The sequence below is a fragment of the Thalassospira sp. MIT121401 genome, assembly GCF_047125595.1.
GTDB classification, from domain to species: Bacteria; Pseudomonadota; Alphaproteobacteria; order Rhodospirillales; family Thalassospiraceae; genus Thalassospira; species Thalassospira povalilytica.
On sequence record NZ_CP138926.1, the window covers coordinates 2,077,315 to 2,095,640 of the forward strand.

Genomic DNA, 18,326 nt, shown 5'->3' on the forward strand with positions numbered 1-18,326 from the left:
TTCTTGATAATCGCCCAATCAGCGTTCTGTTCACGGCCAATCGCGATTAAAAGGCCTTGCGCAGCGCGCTGCTTTTAGGCATATGGCGATCATGCTTACAAAAACGATCAATCGCTTCTACAAAAAAGCCGAAGCTGTCGCAGATGACAGCGGTTCGGGTTGGCGCGTGCATCTTGACGGGCGCGCAGTGAAATCGCCGGCAAAGGCAGAATTCCTGCTGCCGTCAGAAGTTCTGGCGCGCGAAATTGCCGCGGAATGGGATGCGCAGGGGGAAAAAGTTCAACCCGCGACCATGCCGATCATGCAGCTTGCGGCAACCGCCATCGATCGGGTGGCGCCAAATCGTGCTGCTGTGATTGCCGAGCTGACCGGGTACGGGCGGTCTGACCTGTTATGTTATCGTGCGACCTTCCCCGAAGATCTGATCGAACGTCAGGCCAAGGCATGGCAGCCGTTGCTTGACTGGGCAAAGGACGGCCTTGGTGTCACGCTTGCCGTGACCGAAGGCGTGATGCCGATCAGCCAGGATGATGCATCGCTTTTGCGGTTGCAGGATCATGTCGAAAGCTTTGATGACTATCACCTGACCGCATTGCACAGCCTGACCACGGTGTCCGGGTCGGTGATTATCGGTCTTGCCGTGATGAACCGTCAGATCGACGCCCAGCGGGCCTTTGAATGCGCCATGCTTGATGAAGAATACGCGATCGAGCAATGGGGCGAAGACGCCGAAGCTGTCGCACGCCGCGACCGTCATCAGGCGGAATTGCTGGCAACCGGCCGCTATCTTGATCTTCTTGCCGGTCGCTAGGCGCCGGGCAGTGTTGCCAGCCATCTGATGGCTGGTTTGATATCCCTTGATCTGTAAATGTCGGGTTTCACATGGTCCGGGTTTTTGCCGTCGGGGCCGTGTGTTGGTCTGTTGTTGTCTGGGTACGTGAGTGCGCCGTGGTTTGAGTGCCTGAATGTGTGTGGTGTCTCAGTGCATCCAGCGGGCAATCAACTTGTGCTGAACCGCGGCCTGTGCAGCCACCCGGTAATAGGACAGCAATTCGCGCATTGGCGATGACATCCGGTCAAACCCGGATATGAATGCAACGATAATGCCGACCGACGTCGCGCCTTCAAGCACCAGATAACCCCCGACAAACAGCACGCAAATCGGTGCCAGCGCATTCAGAAAATTGATCAGCGCCTTCATGCCGAATTTCAGAAAGAACAGCCGCATCCGATTGTCAAATATGTCATCAATCCCGCGATTGATGGTTGTCAGCCGGTCGCGGTTTTCCGCACCCGGTGACAGTTCGGACAATTCGTCACTGACAGATCGCATCTTGTTGACTCGATCTTCGATCAGGGCGTTGATGCGCTTCTGAATAACCGGCACCAGCGCGACTTGCGGGATCAGGGCGGCCAGTCCGATCACGCTAATCACCGGCTCGACACTGATCATATAGCCCAGCCCGAATATCAGCATCCCGCTATTGACGACAGGTTGTGACAACCCGTCACCGACAAAGCCGCCCAGCTTTTCGATTTCCGAGCCGATGATCGAGACAGCGCGTCCGTTACCTTCATCTTCGTCACCGGTCTGATTGTCGGCATGAAGCCGCGACAGGTGTTGTCTGTTGTAACGGATGGCGCTTTCACTCAGCCAGCCTTCATACATGCGCAGCGCCAGCTTGATCAGGCCATGTACGATGATGATCGCCAGATAGATTGACGCCAGGATGGTCAGAAGTTGGTAATTCTCCTGCGTGATCGCATCATCGACAATCCGTCGTTGCAGCTCGATCGGTGCGATGCCAAGTGCAGCAACACTGACCGCCATCAGGCAAACAGCCACCTGGTGCCAGCCGCTCATGCGCCAGACATAGCGCCACAGTGACGGGGCAGGGCGGTCATCGCCGGTACGTTCGGGCGCGCGCGGAGAAAAATGAAATCTGGGCATACAGCTTAACTCATATGTTTGGGCGGGACTTCCGGTGGGCGGCTTGGCTGCAAGAAGCATGTCGCCGCCAACGCCCAAGGGCAAGAACTGTCTGTAATGGCGGGCATATCCGGCCGGTTGCCTAGACTTTAGTCCAGCCCATCCTGATATATCGCAATGACGTTAGGGAAATCAGGCATTTGCGGCTATTTTTGTTGTCGTTCGATCGTGTGAAAAATAATTGGCATTCCAGTACCGAATAATGCTATTTCATTTCACAGGACGCGCACATTGGGCGAAATGTGCAAAACGCCTGATCACAGCAAGGAAAACACAAATGCAAGATATCGTCGCCAAGCTCGAAGCGAAACGCGCCGAAGCCGCCATGGGCGGTGGCCAGCGCCGCATTGATAATCAGCACGCCAAAGGCAAGCTCACCGCGCGTGAACGTCTTGATGTGCTGCTTGACGAAGGTTCCTTCGAAGAATGGGATATGTTTGTCGAACATGATTGTGTGGATTTCGGCATGACCGAAAACCGCATCCCGGGCGACGGTGTTGTGACCGGGCATGGCACGATCAATGGTCGTCTTGTCTTTGTGTTTTCACAGGATTTCACCGTGTTTGGCGGGGCGCTTTCGGGCGCGCATGCACGCAAGATCGGCAAGATCATGGATCAGGCAATGAAGGTCGGCGCACCGGTCATCGGCCTGAATGATTCGGGCGGTGCCCGTATTCAGGAAGGGGTCGAAAGTCTTGCCGGCTATGCCGATGTGTTTCAGCGCAATGTCGAGGCATCGGGCGTCATTCCGCAGATTTCGCTGATCATGGGGCCATGTGCCGGTGGGGCGGTCTATAGCCCGGCCATGACCGACTTTATCTTCATGGTCAAGGACAGCTCCTATATGTTCGTGACCGGGCCCGATGTGGTCAAAACCGTGACCCACGAAGAAGTCACCCACGAACAGCTGGGCGGGGCATCGACCCATACCCAGATTTCCGGTGTTGCCGATCTTGCCTTTGACAATGATGTGGACCTGCTGTTGCAGACCCGTCGTTTCATGGATTTCCTGCCGCTTTGTAACAAGGAAGACCCGCCCGCCCATCTGTGCGAGGACCCGATCACGCGTGATGATTTCTCGCTTGATACGCTTGTGCCTGAAAACCCCAACATGCCCTATGACATGAAGGAGCTGATTACAAAGATCGTCGATGAAGGCGACTTCTTTGAAATTCAGCCCGACTACGCCAAAAACATCATCATCGGCATGGCACGCATGGATGGCCGCACCGTTGGCGTGGTCGCCAACCAGCCGATGGTTCTGGCCGGGTGCCTTGATATCGACAGTTCGAAAAAGGCCGCGCGCTTTGTGCGGTTCTGCGATGCCTATAACATTCCGATTGTCACCCTTGTTGATGTTCCGGGCTTCATGCCGGGCACCGCACAGGAATATGGCGGGATCATCAAACATGGCGCCAAGCTTCTTTATGCCTATGCCGAGGCAACGGTGCCCAAGGTCACCGTGATCACGCGCAAGGCCTATGGCGGTGCTTATGACGTTATGGCGTCCAAGCATCTGCGCGGTGATGTCAACTATGCCTGGCCAACCGCCGAAATCGCGGTGATGGGGCCAAAGGGGGCGGTGGAAATCATTTTCCGCTCCGACATGAACGACCCGGCCAAGATCGAAGCCCGCACCGAAGAATATCGCGAAAAATTTGCCAACCCGTTTGTCGCTGGTCGCAAGGGGTTCATTGACGATGTCATCATGCCGCACGGGACCCGTCGCCGTGTGTGCAAGGCGCTTGGCATGTTGCGCAACAAGGACATCAAGAACCCGGAAAAGAAACACGGCAACATTCCGTTGTAAGCCGCCAAGACAAATTGGGAGACAGAAAGAATGTTTAGCAAAATCCTGATTGCCAACCGCGGTGAAATCGCCTGCCGTGTGATCAAGTCAGCCCGCAAAATGGGCATCAAAACCGTTGCGGTTTATTCCGATGCGGATAAAGCCGCCCTGCATGTGCAGATGGCCGACGAGGCCGTGCATATCGGCCCGGCACCGAGCAACCAGTCCTATCTGATCATTGATAAGATCATCGCGGCCTGCAAATCCACCGGGGCAGAGGCCGTTCATCCGGGCTATGGCTTCCTTTCGGAAAACCAGGCCTTTGCCAAGGCGCTTGATGCCGCCAATATCGCCTTTATCGGCCCGCCGAACGGCGCGATTGCCGCCATGGGTGACAAGATTACCTCCAAGAAAATTGCTGCGGACGCCGGGGTTTCGACCGTTCCGGGCTATATGGGGGTCATCAAGGACACTGATGAAGCGATCAAGATCGCCAATGAAATCGGCTATCCGGTGATGCTGAAAGCATCGGCGGGCGGTGGCGGCAAGGGCATGCGCATTGCGCGCAATGACGCTGAATGCCGCGAAGGGTTCGAACGTGCAACCTCCGAAGCCGCAAGCTCGTTTGGCGATGACCGCGTTTTCGTTGAAAAATTCGTCGAAGAACCGCGCCATATCGAAATTCAGGTGCTGGCCGACAAGCACGGCAATGCGATCTATCTTGGCGAACGTGAATGTTCCATTCAGCGCCGCCATCAGAAAGTCGTCGAAGAAGCCCCGTCACCCTTTATCGATCCGGCAACCCGCAAGGCCATGGGTGAACAGGCTGTGGCCCTGGCGCGCGCGGTGGATTATTGCTCGGCCGGGACGGTGGAATTCATTGTCGATAAGGACAAGAATTTCTACTTCCTTGAAATGAACACCCGTCTTCAGGTCGAACATCCGGTGACCGAACTTGTCACCGGTCAGGATCTTGTCGAATGGATGATCAGGATCGCCGATGGTCAGGAACTCACCCTTAAACAGGATGACGTAACATTGACCGGCTGGGCGATGGAAACACGCGTCTATGCCGAAGACCCGTTTCGTGAATTCCTGCCCTCCACCGGGCGTCTGGTGAAATATCAGCCGCCTGCCGAAAGTGCGACGGTGCGTGTTGATACCGGCGTCTATGAAGGCGGCGAAATTTCGATGTATTACGACCCGATGGTCGCCAAGCTGATCACCTATGGCGAAAATCGTGATCAGGCGATTGGGGAAATGCGCGCAGCCCTTGATGCCTATTACATTCGCGGCATTTCGCACAATATCCCGTTCCTGGCTGCCGTCATGGCCAACAAACGCTTCCAGGATGGCAATATCACCACCAACTTCATTGCCGAAGAATATCCGGACGGCTTTTCGGCCGATGATCTTCCCAATGAAGACCCGGCAACGCTTGTTGTTGTGGCGGCATACCTTAATCAGCGTTATGCCGAACGCAATTCCGGCATCACCGGACAGGTCAGCGACCATCCGATCAAGGTCGCCGAAAGCTGGGTCGCGGTAAGTGGCGATGACCACACCCCGTTTGATATCGAGTTTGATGGTGTTAATGGCGATTACATTGTTGCCATTGGTGATCGCAGCTATGGCGTGGTGTCGGACTGGAAAATCGGTGATCCGATGTTTGTCGGTGAAATCGACGGCGCGCCGGTTTGTGTGCAGATCGATATCGAAGGTGTTGGCTTCCGACTGTCGTCAAACGGGGTGCAGCGCAGCTTCAAGGTTCTTCTGCCCCGCGTGGCAGAACTTCAGAAACTGATGCCGTTCAAAGCCCCGCCAGACATGTCAAACTTCCTGCAATCACCGATGCCGGGACTTCTGGTCAAGGTCTCCGTGACCGAAGGCCAGACCGTCCAGCCGGGCGAGGAACTTTGCATCCTTGAAGCTATGAAAATGGAAAACGTGCTGAAAGCCGAAAGCAAAGGTGTGGTCAAAAAAATCCATGCCGAACAGGGCGCAAACCTGTCGGTCGATGCCATCATCATCGAGTTCGAAAAAGACGAATAGATCACCCGATCCCTCAAGGGTGATATCCGCACAAGGCGCTGGCGATCAAATCGCTGGCGCCTTTTCTTTTAACCTGTTCAACCGCTTGCTTTTTCAACCCCTTTCGCAAGGCGATCACGCATATTAAATACAGACAACGGGGCTTTACGCCGGGTTTGCACTGCCATATGGTCGCAAATCGAGGCTGTACTTCCCGATGAATACGGCCATCCAATAACAAGAAACGAGGCGTGAATATGTACAAGCTGATTGCTTTTGATGGCGACGATACCCTGTGGCACAACGAGCCACTTTTCCGCGAAGCCCATGTGCAGCTGCGTGAAATGCTAAGCCATTATGTCCCGGCCGATCAGGTTGATGACCGGCTCTATCAGGCCGAACTGGCCAATCTTTCAATCTATGGCTATGGCGTTACCGGCTTTACCCTGTCGATGATCGAAACCGCGATCGAACTTTCCGACCGCAAGATCAGTGCCGAAGACATCCACAAGCTGGCCGAAATCGGCAAATCCATGCTGCGCGCGCCGACCCGCATCATTGATGGCGCCGAAGATGTGCTTAAACGCTATGCCCATGATCCGAAATACAAGGTGGTCCTGATCACCAAGGGGGATCTGATCGCCCAGCAGCTCAAGATCGACCGGTCCGGGTTCGAAGACCTGTTTGACGGGATCGAGATTGTCTCGGAAAAGGACCCGCTGACCTATCGCAATATCTTTGGCCGCTATGGCGTGGAGCCCGAAGACGCGATCATGATCGGCAATTCGATGAAATCCGATATCCTGCCGGTGCTTGCGTGTGGCGGGTCTGCGATCCACATTCCCTATGAAATCACCTGGGTTCATGAAATGGTCGATCAGACCGAAATTGAAAACCAGAATGTCGTGACCGCCGAAAGCATTGCTGATGTTCCGGCCATGATTGAACAACTTGAACAACACCGCACTGCTGGGAGCATGGAACATGTCTGATTGTGCCGGTTCTGAAATGTCGACGGCGGCCGTTCTGGCCAATGGCCCGGCAGCCGATCTTGATCCGCAAACCAAACTGGAACTCGAAGCCGCGGCCTTTCGCGGGCTTGTGAAGCATCTTCAGGACCGCAAGGACGTTCAGAATATCGATCTGATGAACCTTGCCGGGTTCTGCCGCAACTGCCTGTCGAAATGGTATCTTGCCGCGGCCCGTGAACGCGGTGTGGCAATGGATTATGACGGTGCGCGCGAAGTCGTCTATGGCATGACCTATGACGAATGGAAAGATAACCATCAGGCCCCGGCAACCGACGAACAGAAACAGAAATTCGTCGATACCGCCCATCTGCATGCCAAAATCCCCGGTGCAAAGTAACCTGCGTCCGGGGGAAGGAGTGCGACCATGACCGATACACGCCCCGATCCAGCCACCGGCAAAGGCAACATATCCGTTCACGCCCGGATCGAAGGCCGGGTGCAGGGGGTATGGTATCGGGCCTGGACCGTTGAAGAAGCCCGCAAGCGCGGCCTGACCGGCTGGGTGCGCAATCGCACCGATGGCACGGTCGAGGCGGTCTTTTGCGGGCCGGTGGACCGCGTGCAATCGATGATTGGGGCCTGTCACGAAGGGCCGCTTCATGCCCGTGTTGACCGCATTCACGAAGAACCCGCCCTGGAAGACGGGTTCACCGGTTTTGAAAAACGGCCAACCGCCTGACACCGCATCGCCCTGCGGTCACGTGGCGCTATTGTCAAAATAACTTAATCAGCCTTTTTCGGTGCAATCGCCGAAAAAGGCTTTTTCTTTGATGCAGTGCGATGGCATTCTAGCGGCATCCTGTCTGTATGGTCAGCATCCATTTGGTCGGGAAATCAACAGGGAGAATACAAATGACCTTTATCGCGAAATCATTCGGTGTGGCTGCCATTGTTGCGACCACCGCCTTTTGCGCGGTTGGCGCGCAGGCGCAGGAACCGGCACAGAATGACGGTTTGAACGGAACGCTTTGGCTTCAGACCTCGGTCGAATACAAAACGACCGCCATGTCGGTCTATGCCGGTGCGACCCGTCTGCTGGACGCTGCTATTGGCGATCACAGCTGGACCGCCGCCCTTGAGCAGGACGGCAACTATATGGCCAAACCGCCGGCCGTGATCCTTGACGTTGATGAAACGGTTCTGGACAACTCGAAATATCAGGCATGGGTTGTAACGGAAAACACCTATTACAGCTCCAAGACCTGGGCGAAATTCGTTCATGACATGGTTTCAACCCCGACCCCGGGTGCGCTGGAATTCACCAAGGCGGCTGCTGCCAAGGGTGTTGAAGTCTTCTATGTGTCAAACCGCAAGGCACCGGAAGAAGCCCCGACCATCGAAAACCTCAAGAAATACGGTTTCCCCTATGCCGATGAAAAGCACGTGATGCTGCGCGGCGAGATCGAAACCTGGGGTTCGGCAAAGGCACCGCGCCGTCAGGCAGTTGCCGATGATTACCGTGTCATCATGATGTTTGGCGACAACTTTGGTGACTTCACCGACGATATCGATGGCACCATTGATGAACGTCTTGCCGTCATGGACAAATACGCGACCTATTGGGGTGAACGCTGGTTCATGCTGCCAAATCCGAGCTACGGTTCGTGGGAATCGGCGGCCTTTGGTGGTGACTGGGGCAAATCCGGCGGCGAACGCCGTCAGGACAAGCTCAATGCGATGGATCCGTGGGCAGGCCCGGGCGAATAAGCCCAAATCAGCTTGATGACGATGAAAGGGCGCCTGATCGGGCGCCCTTTTTGCATGACCGGTTATAAGGCCGGTTGGATGGGGGGAAGAAGACCGTTCAGACGATCTTGCCGGGGTTCAGGCGATGATCCGGATCGATCGCATCCTTGATCGCATGCAGCAGTTTCATTTTCTCGGCACTGGCATAGCGCGCAAGCTCGTCACGTTTAAGCTGCCCGATGCCGTGTTCGGCGCTGATCGATCCGCCAAGATCGGCAACGATGTCATGAATGACGCTGTTGAGGCTTTCCCACCGGGCCAGATAGTCGGATTTCTCCATCTGGACAGGCTGGCTGAAATTGAAATGGATATTGCCATCGCCGACATGCCCGAACGGGCAGGGGCGAATGCCCGGGATCAATGCCGATGCGGCTGCGATACCGCGATCGAGAAGATCAGGCACCTTCGACACCGGAACCGACACATCATGCTTGATCGATCCGCCTTCGAACCCCTGTGCCTCGGGGATGCCTTCGCGGATGGCCCACAAATTGGCCCGTTGCTTTTCCGACTGGGCGATGGTGGCGTCTGTTGCCAGACCGATTTCAACCGCATTGCTTAAAAGATCAACCAGAAGCGTCTGCAAATCATCATTGGGGCGTGATGACGTCAGTTCGATCAGAACATGCCAGTCGGTTTGCGTGGCAAGCGGACGTGTCAGCCCCTTAAGGTAAGTGACCGACATATCATGGGCAAAGCCGCTGATCAGCTCGAACGCGGCAATGCCGTCGCCGGTATGGCGGCGTGCCAGTGCCAAAAGATCAATCGCGCAGGCCGGTGACGGTACGGCAAGCCAGGCGGTGGCAACATGTTGGGGCTGTGCAAACAGCTTTAATGTGGCCTTGGTAATGATGCCAAGCGTGCCTTCCGCCCCGATAAACAGATCACGCAGGTCATAACCGGTATTGTCCTTGCGCAGTTTGGAAAGCCCGTTCCAGATACTGCCATCAGGCAGAACAACCTCAAGGCCAAGACACAATTCGCGCGCATTGCCATAGCGGATGACATTCAAACCACCGGCATTGGTCGCAAGGTTGCCACCAATCTGGCAGGTGCCCTCCGCCCCAAGTGACAGCGGGAAAAGAAGATCATGTTTGGCACAGGCGTCCTGAATGGTTTGCAGGATCGCACCGGCTTCGACCGTCGCGGTGAAATCGCGATCATCAATTTCGATGATGCGGTTCATGCGTTTGAGATTAAGCAAAACCTGTCGCGGGCCGGCAACTGCCCCGCCACAGCGCCCGGTATTGCCGCCTTGCGGCACAATGGCGATATCATGTGCCGCACAGATCGCAACGGATTTTGCGACTTCTTCGGTGCTGGCCGGAAACAGGATGATTTCGGCCTTGCCTTCAAATTTGCCCCGGGCCTCGGCATTGTGGGATCCCAGAATGTCGGCGTCCGTGCTGATCCCCTTGGGACCCAGCAGGGTTTGCAATTCATCAATCACGCCGTCTGGCAGATGGGACATGGCAGCTTTCAGCTTTCCGGTCAGGGGGATGGATGGGGGGTGCGCGGGGCCGCTGCCCGTTTCATCCGGTCATTGATCGCAAGTCCAAGCCCGGTTTCGGGGATCGGCGCAATCGCAATGCCGTCAAAACGCGGCTGATCGGCTTCATGCAGTTTGGCAAACAGATTGGCCGCAGCTTCGCGGTCATCGCCGCTTTTCGAAAGCCACAAAACCGCATCAAATCCCTTGGTGTTGCAATCACCATATGCCAGCAGGATTTCATTGCCATATTTGGCGGGATTGGCGGTGGTGGCATCCAGACGCACCGGCAGGCCCGGCGCATAATGGCTGGTCAGCATGCCCGGACTTTTGGGGGCTGTATCATCGGTTTCGGCCATCACCACGTCACAGCCAAGAATTTCCGCAACCTGCTCTCTGGTAATCCCGCCGGGACGCAACATCACCACCCGGTCCGTGGTCAGATCAATGACCGTGCTTTCAAGTCCGACCCCGCATGGCCCGCCATCAAGGATCATACCAATCGCGTTCCCCAGCGAATGGGCAACATGACCGGCCGTGGTCGGGCTGATGCGCCCGGACCGGTTGGCAGACGGGGCGGCAATCGGGCGACCGACCGCGCGCAACAACTGGCGTGCCATCGGGTGGGCGGGAACGCGCACCGCAATGCTGGGCAGGCCCGCCGTTACCAGCTCGCACACATCACTGTCAGTCTGGCGCGGCAAAACAAGTGTCAGCGCACCGGGCCAGAATGTTTCGGCCAGCTCGTCGGCACGTTCATCAAAGACGGCATGTTTGGCGGCGGCATCCCGATCTGGAAAATGGCTGATCAGGGGATTGAAGCTTGGTCGTTGCTTGGCGGCATAGATACCGGCAACCGCATCGGCATTTGTGGCATCGGCACCCAGCCCATAGACCGTCTCGGTCGGAAAGGCCACCAATTCGCCCGCGCGCAGTTTCGCGGCAGCCTGGCTAAGGGCACCTTCGGAATAGGGTCGAATGGTCAATGCGGGTGACATGCAAGTATCCGTGAAAAGACAATCTACTCAGATACCTAGCTACGATCATGGCCAATGACAAGGAAGAACGCCCCGTTACCGTGCGATGACAGCTAAAAAAGAACTGCATATCAAGGATGAATTTGGCCCCAAACTTGGCCCCAAACAGCGCAGAGCCGCCATGAAATGGCGGCTCCAATTTACGCTCTAGCCCAATTTCGCCCCGCGGTGGTGAAACTGGACCGCGTCGCCGTGATTCCGGCGGCTATTTACGTCACCTACACTCTGTGTGGCGATAAATTCTGTATACTGCGAAATGGCGCAAAAGTCAACAAAACTGCGGGACAGGGGTGGCTTTGAGCTGTTCAAAATCAAAGCGGCCTGTCACGGGTGCAATGCACAAATGACAAGCCGCTGATCATACGAATGAATTCGCAAATATCTGTGCTGCGCAGTAAATCAGTCCTGGTATTTTACCGGTACTGACGGGCTGCGGGCGATGAAGAACGGGTTGCGAAATTCGCCTTTTCCGTAAAGGAATCGGGAACCGTCCATATTTTCAACAACCCCGCCGGCCGCCGCCAGAACCGCATGACCGGCACCGATATCCCATTCCATGGTCGGGCCCAGACGCGGATAAAGATCGGCTTCGCCCGCGGCGACAAGGCAAAGTTTAAGCGAACTGCCCGCCGGGCGCAGTTCCTTGACCGGAAGATCGCCCAAAAATGCCTTCATGGCTTCGGGATCGCCATGTGAACGCGAACCGACGACAACCACGCCGTCCTCGGGCATGTCGCGCACGGTGATGTTGGTCGTGACCGGGGCGGCATCGCCTTCGATCAGTTTCGCGCCATCCGGGCCACCGTAATACAGCTTTTCAATCGCCGGGGCATAGACCACGCCCAGAACCGGCTGGCCCTTGGCGATCAGCGCGACATTGACCGTAAATTCGCCATTGCGCTTGATGAATTCCTTGGTGCCATCAAGCGGATCAACCAGCCAGAAAAAATCGGTCTCGCCATTCACATCGGGAACATCGCCCTTGGCCGCAGATTCTTCGGACACGATTTTGACATCCGGTGTAAGGGCGCGCAGACCCGGCAGGATCACGGCCTCGGCCGCTTCGTCGGCTTCGGTGACCGGGGATGCATCATCCTTGGAACGGACTTCGAAATCGGTTTTATAGATTTCCATCATCGCCGCACCGGCTTTGCGCGCGATCTCGATCAATCCGTTTTCAAGCGCATCTGCGCTGGCAGGCAGGGCAATGGTCATTGCTGTCTCGTTCGTTGGCGTGAAAATGATGATTGATGGGGATAGGGAATTTTACGCCCAAGGTCCAGCCCGCGTTTGGCATGCCTGGCAATTTAACCTATGTCCGGCCAAACTGTTTTGCCATCGCTGTCTTGAGCGCGCCCAGCAAATCCGCGCTTAGATCACCCGGCGCGACCATAACCGGCGCAAGGGCGGGTGTGGGCGAAACACCGGCCATCACCCCGTTTTCCCGCCAATCGGGTACGATATGTTCAATGGCATCAATCAGGGTGATGGGCACAGGAATATGATTTGTCTGGATGCTGGCCCCCCAGCTTTGCGCATCCTCGCGGCTGGCAAAGACCGGGCAATGTTTGCCCGTTACTGGTATGAAGCAGCCAGCCATGATGATAAAGGCCCCAGAAGCCTTCCCATTTCGCAGCAAGTTCTAGAAAGTCGTCATATCTTTGATCGCGTGCCTGCTTGCTCGACATATCAGGCATCGCGCCAGAAATCGCTTGGCGTCACATCACGGCCTGCGATGCCGCGCGTGATAAACCGCTGGGCTTGCAGGCTGTCTGACCAGTAATCCATCGGCAATCCGGCCTTGCGTTTCAGGTGGGCGACAAAATCCCCGGGATCGGGCAACTGATCCCAAACCTGTGGCAGGAACAGCCCCCGCCGATTGCCATCCGACAGGATGATGCCGTCTTCAAACGGTGTCAGTCTGGCAATCAGATCGTCCTGGCTTTTGAACGGAAACGGGTGGGGCGGCGACAGGACCGAGATCGAAAGTTCAAGATCATCATTGATCTCGTCCTGAGTAAGACCGGTAAAGCGCGGATCATGAAACGCTGCCTTGAACGCGTTTTCACACAGATCGGTGGCAAGATCGGTGTGTGCAATGATCGACCCGATGCAGCCACGCAATTGCCCGGATTTCTTCAGCGTCACAAAACATGCCCCCGGTGCGGCAAGGGCCGGTGAGACTTCGCCCGGCGATACATGCAATGGTGCGCCGGTTTCAAGCCCGTGCAGGATCGATTTGCGGCACAGATCAAGCATGGCCGGGCCATGGGCCTTGATCAGATCCTCTGTCGCCTTGGCGAAATTGTCTTCGCTGTTGTCTGGTGTGGTCATCGGCTGGCTGCTTTCTTCATAAAGTGCCCAGGCGCCATAGCCGACCACACGGGATTTATCCCCCGTGACATCACCGGAATTGCGCATGCCCAATGTTTCGATCCGCATTTTGCGCATTCGTGCCGACAGCAACATCCCGGCCACCGGAAGCGCGCCACAGGCATCATCGCTTCCGATATTTTCCGCATCGAAAGTCTCGATCATTTTGCGCGTATTGCCATCCATGCGCCGGGCGGTGTCATAATCATGGAAATGTGACAGGTCCGATGAAATGACAATCAGGGTTTCCGGTCCACCCCACAGCTTTTCAATCACTTCATTGACCTGGCGCGGGCTGCACCGGCTGACCAGAAGCGGCACAATCCCGATATCGGTATTTTCGCCAAACAGGCGCTGAATAAACGGCAATTCGATCTCAAGCCCGTGTTCAAGCTTGTGCGCATCATCAAGCATCTGAACCTGTGGCAGCGACAGGGCGGTTTGCAGGGCCAAAAGATCACAGCGCATCGTGCCAAGCGGGGTGGCAAAACCATCGGCCTTGGCCAGTGCAATGCCCTGAAACGCCATGCGATGCGCCGGGCCAATGATCAGAATGCGCTTTATCTGCCCCTTAAGGGCGCGCACCGTGGCAAAGCCAAGGGCGGCAAGACTTCCCGAAAACATCAAACCAGCATGCGGAACAATGATCGCCTTGGGGATGGCTTTGTTTTGCGCGGCATCGGCATGCAAGGCAGCATCAATCAGCCCGTCAATCTCGCTGCGCAGGATATCAGTATCAGCAGGATAAAAAGTTCCGGCAACGGCAGGGGGGCGAATAATGCTCATAGCTTTTCTCTGATGTACCTGAAAGCCCTTTGAAGCGATGTTTCAGAGTGGTTCGGAACATTTGGACTCAAATTGGTCCAATGGTACCAAGTGTAGTGATATTCTCCCTGTTGGATGCTGAATTTATTCCCACAAATTGTGCATTCGCATCTATAGTCCGCGGACCAGTTTTGGGCGTCTTCCATTTTATCAGTTATGACTACGAATCCTTCCTCCGCTTCTTTGTTTGGATTGAAAAACATGTTGCTTGGGTAAAGTTCGCATTGGCAAGCCTCAGTCTCTCTAATGAAGCTCAGTTTCTTCAATGCAAAGTTCAGGTGGTAATCATTAGACAACAAGCCAGGGCCACTGTTCTTAAAGACGTTTTTTGTCTCCTTTCTAATTTTTTTCAAGTGCTCGGAAATTTCGAGAAGCTTATCTCTATCGCGTAACTTTCTAATTTCACAGCTGGCCAGCCAAACTTTGTGAGGAGCACGGGAAAGGAAGTGTTCTAAAATATCCAATGCGTTGTCCTAAAGTTAGATGCTCATTACAGCAGGAGATTTCTCAGCGACCTTTTGAAAAAGATAGCGATCAGGACTAGATTTTCAAAGAGGAAGCTTTGCCAAAAGAAAGCCCGCGCCATGAACATGACCACCCTGCAGGTCGATACCGTTCCCGCCCGCTACTGGCACCATCTGGATGATGGGCGTATTCAGTGCGATGTTTGCCCGCGCTTTTGCAAGCTCAATGACGGGCAGCGGGGCTTGTGTTTTGTCCGGGCCCGCGAAGGCGATGAGATGGTTCTGACCACCTGGGGGCGGTCATCGGGCTTTTGCATTGATCCGATCGAGAAAAAGCCGCTCAATCACTTTTTGCCCGGCACCCCGATCCTGTCATTCGGTACGGCGGGCTGTAATCTGACCTGCAAGTTCTGCCAGAATTACGAGATTTCCAAAGCCCGCCAGATGGACAAGCTTTCATCGCTGGCGACCCCGGAAATGATTGCCAAAACGGCCAAGGCATATGGTTGTTCGTCCGTGGCCTTTACCTATAACGATCCGGTGATTTTCCTTGAATATGCGGTGGATGTCGCACAAGCCTGCCGGGAAATGGGATTGCGCACGGTGGCGGTGACGGCGGGCTATATTGGCGATCAGGCGCGCGAGGAATTTTTCCGCCACATGGATGCCGCCAATGTCGACCTTAAGGGTTTTACCGACCGCTTTTATCATCAGCTTTGTTCCGCCCATCTGGATGATGTTCTTGAAACGCTTAAATACCTCAAACAGGAAACCGGGGTGTGGTTTGAGCTGACCAATCTGGTTATTCCCGGCGAGAATGACGGGGATGCGGAGTTTGATGAAATGACCGGCTGGGTGCAGTCCGAACTTGGCCCGGATGTGCCGATGCATTTTTCGGCCTTTCATCCCGACTGGAAAATGATGGATACGCCGCGTACCCCGCCCGAAACACTGGTGCGCGCACGCAAGATCGCCATGCAAAACGGCATTCGCTATGCCTATGTCGGCAACGTTCATGACAAATCCCATAGCAGCACCTTTTGCCATGGCTGTGGCGATATCCTGATCGGGCGGGACTGGTATCAGTTATCAGACTGGAACCTTGATGCTCACGGGGCTTGCAAGACTTGCGGCACCCATTGCGCCGGCGTGTTTCAGGCCAACCCGGGAGCCTGGGGGCCAAAGCGCCAGCCGGTGAAACTTCTTTCAACAACGTGATAGGCAAAAAGGCAGGAACGTCATGGATATCAAGCGCGCAGGATCGCAAGCCTCGACCACCGGATCGCCGGAGTATTTCACCGGACGGGTACGGATCGAACCGATTATAAGTGCTGCCGATCCGGCACGGGTGGCAGCGGCCAATGTGACGTTTGAGCCCGGTGCACGCACCACATGGCACACCCATCCGCTAGGCCAGACCATTATCGTTACGGCCGGGGTTGGCCGGGCACAGCGCGAAGGCGGCCCGGTCGAGGAAATCCGCCCCGGTGATATCGTTTGGTTCGAACCCGGCGAAAAGCACTGGCATGGTGCCGGGCCCGAAACGGCCATGACCCATATTGCCATTCAGGAAAAACTGAACGGATCGCCGGTTGACTGGTTGGAGCCGGTCAGTGACGAAGATTACCTTGGCACCGGCGCCTGACAATCATGACGTTTTTAGTAGCGTAATTCGTCGGCTTGGCTAAAGTGCGCGCGGTTTTAACGCATCTGGAAGTGCTGCATGGCTGGCATCAAAATTCGAAAAGCACGTTTGGGCGATGTCGGCGCCATTTTTGCCATTCGAAGCCGTGTGCGCGAAAACCATCTTTCCGCGACCGAGCTTGCCGAACGCGGCGTCACCAAGGCGGCTTTTGGCAAATGGCTTGCCGACGGGTATGGCATGTGGATTGCCGATCTAGATGGATCAGCAGCCGGTTTTGCCATCGCCATCCCGGCGGAGGCGACGCTTTGGGCGCTGTTTGTTGATCCCGATTTCGAAGGGCGCGGCGTTGGTGCGGCCTTGCTGCGCACGGCCGAGGAATGGCTGTTTGCAAAGGGATGCAATGACATTTCACTGACCACCGGCGCGGACCCGAAAAACCGTGCGCACGGTTTTTATGAAATGCATGGCTGGCACTGCACCGGTGATATCGATAACGGCGATGTGGAATATATCAAATCCAACCCGTCGTTATCGCTGTTTGATTTTTAGGGTGCGATTGCTTAACGCACCGGAATGCCGCCTGTTTTCTTTTGCGACGGTCCCAGCAGAACAGGACCATAGCCAATCAGGAAAGCCAGCCACCCGCCAACCCACATCAGGGTCGCAATGGCAAGAATGGTGACATAATGCGCATTGCTTTGCCCGGCCACTATCCGAAACAGGGTTGAAAACCAGATCAGGCCAAAGGCGGCATTAAGTATCAGGCTTGCGCGCAATTCCCGCCCCGTATGGCCAAGGGCGGCCCGCCCGGCAATCGCAATGATCATGCAGGCCATCGCCCCGCCGGTAAGTCCGTGCAAGGCATCGCGCGATCCGATGGCATCGGGCCAGATCATCGATGCCCCCAAAAGTCCCAATCCGACCGGCACCCAGAAATAGCCAAGATGCAGCATGGCAACAATCGGTTCGCGCCAAGTGTGAACCCCGCGCCAGCGCATCAGGCGTACGCCATGCAGCACGCCTGCCATCAACAACACATAACCGGGCAGGGCCGCATCAGGCGTGATGATTACGGTGATAATGGCCAGTGCGATACTTGCCAGACACACCATGTCAAACCGGCCAAACAGGACGGGCAGGGGCGCCGAAATCTGTTCGCGTTGCATCCAGTTGCGCGTAAAGGCCGGGATCACCCGCCCGCCAATCAGCGCAATCAGCAAAATGATCGTCAGGATCGCCGTTTGATAAAGCATCACCGGATCAAGGGCGATGACATCAAGGCAGGATGCAACAAACAGCCCGTCAAACAGCGCGATGATGCCAATCACCGCCAGAACCCGCATGTTCTTAAGGTTACGCGCCGCAATCAGCTCACGCGCCCCCAACGCAATCAGAAACACAAAATAGGCCAATGCCCCGACAATCACGGCAAGCGGCGGCAGGTTTTCGGCAAAGCCAATAGCAAAACGCCCCAAAATCCATGTTGATGTAAGGGCCATTAACATCGACCCGGCAACGGGTGGTCGTCCCGTCCAGTTGGCAATCGCGGTCAATAAAAACCCGCCAATCGCCGCCCCGCCAAATCCGAATATCATTTCATGGGCGTGCCAGAAGGATGGCGTGCCAAGGCTTGGCACCGCAATTCCGTGGACATAGCCCGCCACCCACCAGACGACGGCAACAAGCGCAAGGATCCCGGCCAACAGAAAAAGCGGGCGAAACGCCCCGCTCCAGAACGGGTGGGAACGGGCGGCCGGTTCGGTGATCGAAATCGGGGCTGGCTTGGCGGGCATGATCGGCCTCCTGGATGTAATGGGGCGATCATAGCGGTGTTTGAAATGCTGTCTTTGACGTTGCGCAATTTTGACGCATGCCAAATCACGGGGGCAACAGGTTGCTCTTACGT

Annotated in this window: 18 protein-coding genes; 10 read left to right on the forward strand and 8 right to left on the reverse strand. The window is 55.8% G+C overall.

Going from position 1 to position 18,326, the window contains the following annotated elements:
- Positions 1-91 precede the first annotated feature (91 nt).
- A complete protein-coding gene (locus tag SIB88_RS09490; RefSeq protein ID WP_258548156.1) occupies positions 92-811 on the forward strand; it encodes an ATP12 family chaperone protein in 720 nt (239 codons plus the stop codon).
- A 168-nt stretch (positions 812-979) separates the two neighbouring features.
- Here the strand turns inward: SIB88_RS09490 and SIB88_RS09495 are convergent, their stop codons facing one another.
- Positions 980-1,951: an ABC transporter ATP-binding protein gene (locus SIB88_RS09495; protein WP_412557926.1), complete on the reverse strand. Its 972-nt coding sequence runs from the start codon at positions 1,949-1,951 to the stop codon at positions 980-982.
- A gap of 316 nt (positions 1,952-2,267) precedes the next feature.
- On the opposite strand from SIB88_RS09495, the gene SIB88_RS09500 reads away from it, so the two are divergent.
- From SIB88_RS09500 to SIB88_RS09525, 6 genes are all read left to right on the forward strand, one after another.
- Positions 2,268-3,800: an acyl-CoA carboxylase subunit beta gene (locus tag SIB88_RS09500; RefSeq protein ID WP_068518238.1), complete on the forward strand. Its 1,533-nt coding sequence runs from the start codon at positions 2,268-2,270 to the stop codon at positions 3,798-3,800.
- 30 nt (positions 3,801-3,830) lie between these two features.
- Complete coding sequence (accC, locus tag SIB88_RS09505; protein WP_412557927.1) at positions 3,831-5,831, forward strand: acetyl-CoA carboxylase biotin carboxylase subunit; 2,001 nt, start codon at positions 3,831-3,833, stop codon at positions 5,829-5,831.
- Positions 5,832-6,067: 236 nt separating this feature from the next.
- Entirely contained in the window at positions 6,068-6,802 is a 735-nt protein-coding gene (locus SIB88_RS09510) for an HAD family hydrolase (RefSeq protein ID WP_068518236.1), read from the forward strand.
- A gap of 16 nt (positions 6,803-6,818) precedes the next feature.
- Positions 6,819-7,178, forward strand: coding sequence for a DUF1244 domain-containing protein (locus SIB88_RS09515; RefSeq protein WP_068518306.1), 360 nt, complete (start codon positions 6,819-6,821; stop codon positions 7,176-7,178).
- A gap of 27 nt (positions 7,179-7,205) precedes the next feature.
- A complete protein-coding gene (locus SIB88_RS09520; protein WP_068518235.1) occupies positions 7,206-7,520 on the forward strand; it encodes an acylphosphatase in 315 nt (104 codons plus the stop codon).
- 173 nt (positions 7,521-7,693) lie between these two features.
- Entirely contained in the window at positions 7,694-8,548 is an 855-nt protein-coding gene (locus SIB88_RS09525) for a 5'-nucleotidase, lipoprotein e(P4) family (protein WP_068518234.1), read from the forward strand.
- 97 nt (positions 8,549-8,645) lie between these two features.
- On the opposite strand, the gene SIB88_RS09530 is transcribed toward SIB88_RS09525, so the two are convergent.
- The 6 genes from SIB88_RS09530 to SIB88_RS09555 form a co-directional block, all read right to left on the reverse strand.
- A complete protein-coding gene (locus SIB88_RS09530; RefSeq protein WP_412557928.1) occupies positions 8,646-10,058 on the reverse strand; it encodes an FAD-binding oxidoreductase in 1,413 nt (470 codons plus the stop codon).
- Positions 10,059-10,078: 20 nt separating this feature from the next.
- Positions 10,079-11,074 carry an L-threonylcarbamoyladenylate synthase gene (locus SIB88_RS09535; RefSeq protein ID WP_412557929.1) on the reverse strand — a complete coding sequence of 332 codons (996 nt, stop codon included), beginning with the start codon at positions 11,072-11,074 and terminating at the stop codon, positions 10,079-10,081.
- 438 nt (positions 11,075-11,512) lie between these two features.
- Entirely contained in the window at positions 11,513-12,328 is an 816-nt protein-coding gene (gene cysQ / locus SIB88_RS09540) for a 3'(2'),5'-bisphosphate nucleotidase CysQ (RefSeq protein WP_101247966.1), read from the reverse strand.
- 97 nt (positions 12,329-12,425) lie between these two features.
- Complete coding sequence (locus tag SIB88_RS09545) at positions 12,426-12,713, reverse strand: DUF2750 domain-containing protein (protein ID WP_412557930.1); 288 nt, start codon at positions 12,711-12,713, stop codon at positions 12,426-12,428.
- A gap of 89 nt (positions 12,714-12,802) precedes the next feature.
- The gene (amrB, locus tag SIB88_RS09550; protein ID WP_412557931.1) at positions 12,803-14,272 is read right to left on the reverse strand and encodes an AmmeMemoRadiSam system protein B; all 1,470 of its coding nucleotides are present in this window, start codon (positions 14,270-14,272) and stop codon (positions 12,803-12,805) included.
- A complete protein-coding gene (locus SIB88_RS09555; RefSeq protein WP_412557932.1) occupies positions 14,269-14,775 on the reverse strand; it encodes a hypothetical protein in 507 nt (168 codons plus the stop codon). Before SIB88_RS09555 ends, amrB begins: the two co-directional genes overlap by 4 nt.
- Before the next feature lie 120 nt (positions 14,776-14,895).
- Between SIB88_RS09555 and amrS the strand changes: the two genes are divergently transcribed.
- The 3 genes from amrS (at position 14,896) to SIB88_RS09570 (ending at position 16,969) form a co-directional block, all read left to right on the forward strand.
- Entirely contained in the window at positions 14,896-15,993 is a 1,098-nt protein-coding gene (gene amrS / locus SIB88_RS09560) for an AmmeMemoRadiSam system radical SAM enzyme (RefSeq protein ID WP_412557933.1), read from the forward strand.
- Positions 15,994-16,015: 22 nt separating this feature from the next.
- Positions 16,016-16,420: a cupin domain-containing protein gene (locus SIB88_RS09565; protein ID WP_101247971.1), complete on the forward strand. Its 405-nt coding sequence runs from the start codon at positions 16,016-16,018 to the stop codon at positions 16,418-16,420.
- A gap of 78 nt (positions 16,421-16,498) precedes the next feature.
- Positions 16,499-16,969, forward strand: a complete 471-nt coding sequence (locus tag SIB88_RS09570) for an N-acetyltransferase family protein (protein WP_412557934.1) — start codon at positions 16,499-16,501, stop codon at positions 16,967-16,969.
- A gap of 11 nt (positions 16,970-16,980) precedes the next feature.
- On the opposite strand, the gene SIB88_RS09575 is transcribed toward SIB88_RS09570, so the two are convergent.
- The gene (locus tag SIB88_RS09575; RefSeq protein ID WP_412557935.1) at positions 16,981-18,213 is read right to left on the reverse strand and encodes an NnrS family protein; all 1,233 of its coding nucleotides are present in this window, start codon (positions 18,211-18,213) and stop codon (positions 16,981-16,983) included.
- Positions 18,214-18,326: the final 113 nt, after the last annotated feature.

Bases quoted from the DNA above. Each gene is read 5' to 3' on its own strand.
- SIB88_RS09490 (WP_258548156.1), top strand. From the start codon at position 92: ATGCTTACAAAAACGATCAATCGCTTCTACAAAAAAGCCGAAGCTGTC.
- SIB88_RS09495 (WP_412557926.1), bottom strand. From the start codon at position 1,951: ATGCCCAGATTTCATTTTTCTCCGCGCGCGCCCGAACGTACCGGCGAT.
- SIB88_RS09500 (WP_068518238.1), top strand. From the start codon at position 2,268: ATGCAAGATATCGTCGCCAAGCTCGAAGCGAAACGCGCCGAAGCCGCC.
- accC (WP_412557927.1), top strand. From the start codon at position 3,831: ATGTTTAGCAAAATCCTGATTGCCAACCGCGGTGAAATCGCCTGCCGT.
- SIB88_RS09510 (WP_068518236.1), top strand. From the start codon at position 6,068: ATGTACAAGCTGATTGCTTTTGATGGCGACGATACCCTGTGGCACAAC.
- SIB88_RS09515 (WP_068518306.1), top strand. From the start codon at position 6,819: ATGTCGACGGCGGCCGTTCTGGCCAATGGCCCGGCAGCCGATCTTGAT.
- SIB88_RS09520 (WP_068518235.1), top strand. From the start codon at position 7,206: ATGACCGATACACGCCCCGATCCAGCCACCGGCAAAGGCAACATATCC.
- SIB88_RS09525 (WP_068518234.1), top strand. From the start codon at position 7,694: ATGACCTTTATCGCGAAATCATTCGGTGTGGCTGCCATTGTTGCGACC.
- SIB88_RS09530 (WP_412557928.1), bottom strand. From the start codon at position 10,058: ATGTCCCATCTGCCAGACGGCGTGATTGATGAATTGCAAACCCTGCTG.
- SIB88_RS09535 (WP_412557929.1), bottom strand. From the start codon at position 11,074: ATGTCACCCGCATTGACCATTCGACCCTATTCCGAAGGTGCCCTTAGC.
- cysQ (WP_101247966.1), bottom strand. From the start codon at position 12,328: ATGACCATTGCCCTGCCTGCCAGCGCAGATGCGCTTGAAAACGGATTG.
- SIB88_RS09545 (WP_412557930.1), bottom strand. From the start codon at position 12,713: ATGGCTGGCTGCTTCATACCAGTAACGGGCAAACATTGCCCGGTCTTT.
- amrB (WP_412557931.1), bottom strand. From the start codon at position 14,272: ATGAGCATTATTCGCCCCCCTGCCGTTGCCGGAACTTTTTATCCTGCT.
- amrS (WP_412557933.1), top strand. From the start codon at position 14,896: ATGAACATGACCACCCTGCAGGTCGATACCGTTCCCGCCCGCTACTGG.
- SIB88_RS09565 (WP_101247971.1), top strand. From the start codon at position 16,016: ATGGATATCAAGCGCGCAGGATCGCAAGCCTCGACCACCGGATCGCCG.
- SIB88_RS09570 (WP_412557934.1), top strand. From the start codon at position 16,499: ATGGCTGGCATCAAAATTCGAAAAGCACGTTTGGGCGATGTCGGCGCC.
- SIB88_RS09575 (WP_412557935.1), bottom strand. From the start codon at position 18,213: ATGCCCGCCAAGCCAGCCCCGATTTCGATCACCGAACCGGCCGCCCGT.